We start from the raw sequence: 1,808 nt of genomic DNA, 5'->3' as shown, positions 1-1,808 counted from the left end.
ATCGACTTCCTCGCACACGGCCATCTGCACTGCACCGAGCAGTGGACCGGCCCCCGCTCCCTGCACGTCGGACTCGACGCCTGGAACCTCACGCCGGTCAACATCGAAACCGTCGTCGACATGATCGTAGAAAGAGCAACAGCATGAGCGCCGACCAACATCTCCTCGTCGCCGAGTTCCACCGCGCCTTCGGCCACCCCGTCGCGTTGATGCCGACCTGGCGCGACCAGAAAACCCGCGAACTCCGCATCCGGTTGCTCCTCGAGGAATACGACGAACTACGAGCAGCCGAGGCCGCAAACGACCGCATCGAAATCGCAGACGCGCTCGCCGACATCGCGTACATCGCACACGGCACCATGTGGGTGCACGGTCTGCCGTACTGGGCGAACAAAACCTTCGACGGAACTCTCGACGACGCAGTCGAAAAGTACCGCAACGCACGCACACTCATCGAGGCACACCTCGCGCTCTCCGTCATCCAGGTCCAGGTCCGGACCCACGCCGACACAGCGGGCATCCCGTTCGCTGCCGTGTTCACCGAAGTTCACGCATCGAACATGAGCAAACTCGGCCTCGACGGTAAGCCGATCTACCGCGCCGACGGCAAGATCCTCAAAGGCCCGAACTACTTCGCCCCTGACATCGCTCGCATCCTCGCCGAAGTTGATGCCGCATGAAGCAGATGATCGCGGCACTCGCGGCAGCCGCCGTCACATTCGCCGCCCTCGTCTACATCGCGTGGGTGGTGCTCACCGAAGGATTCGACAACAGATGAACGATGCCTGCTTGTGTGGCCTGTGCCCGGCATGCCGACGGGAGGACAGAATCTCCCAGCGGCCAACACCGACCGCGCCTTCCGTATTGTCGGAACCCGCGCGCCGGATTCTCGCTGAACCCGCCGGATACACCCCACCGCCCCGACCTCGCGTATCCACCTCGGAACCCAAGCCGCCGAAGCGGAAACGGACGGCCGCGCGCAAACCGCAGAAGAAGAGGACCCCTCGTCCCGCGCCAGTGAACCCGCGACCAGTCGGACCAGCGGACCAGTTCACCCCAACCCCGTGCGACGAATGCGGCGAACCGCGAATCGTAATCCCCTTCGGACGCGCATTCACCCTCGCCGGCCGAAACGGTCTCTGCGAGTTGTGCTTCGACAGCAGCAAAATGACACCGGAACTTGCACGCCTCGAGGCGCTGCCGCTGCCGTACACCCCGCAAATCCGCAATCGGCTGAGAATGTTGCGTCGGCACCGAGAACGCGTCCTCCGGGACGGACGCCCGTATCACCAGGCCGCACCGCACGGGAAAGTCAGTGCCTACCAAGTTTTCGGATGCCGATGCGCCCCGTGCCGCGCCGTCAAATCCGCGTACCTCCACGAGTACCGCTACCGCCGAACCAAGGACTGATCAATGGTCAATGGGCGAGGGAACTTGCGGGTCAGATTAGCCATCATGTGTCAATGCGACCCTAAACATCCGAAGCGGTCTGCGATAAGCGACAATCTCCCCATGATCATCATTCTTGACACGACAGTTGTGCTTTCGGACCCGCAGCTGCGGGCAGCGTGGTGGAATACGCTCAAGGAAACAGCCAAGCGAAATACTGCGCGAATCGTGGTCCCGGAAGTAGTCGTGATCGAGGCGGTCGCCAATCAAAGGCGAACCCTGGCCGGGTTGTCGAGGAAATTGATCGAAGCAGCTCAGCGGGAAAAGCGATTCGGTGTCGACTCCATCTGTGATGCGATTGGCGCCGCAATTGATGCGAAAACTACGGCATTTGAGCGAGAATTGCGCGGGCACCTGTC

At 61.9% G+C, this 1,808-nt stretch carries 2 protein-coding genes; both read left to right on the top strand.

Translation table 11 applies throughout. The features are described from left to right. Positions 1 to 143 precede the first annotated feature (143 nt). Positions 144 to 680 carry a nucleoside triphosphate pyrophosphohydrolase family protein gene (locus tag ACH4F2_RS35920; protein WP_353798924.1) on the top strand — a complete coding sequence of 179 codons (537 nt, stop codon included), beginning with the start codon at positions 144 to 146 and terminating at the stop codon, positions 678 to 680. A gap of 832 nt (positions 681 to 1,512) precedes the next feature. Beyond that, a partial coding sequence (locus tag ACH4F2_RS35915) for a hypothetical protein (protein WP_398136799.1) occupies positions 1,513 to 1,808 on the top strand: 296 nt, incomplete at its 3' end.

Source organism: Streptomyces sp. NPDC017890 (assembly GCF_044328675.1).
Taxonomy (GTDB): Bacteria; Actinomycetota; Actinomycetes; order Streptomycetales; family Streptomycetaceae; genus Streptomyces.
Note: the sequence above shows the minus strand (reverse complement) of the source record. Positions and strands in the feature narration are given on the sequence as shown.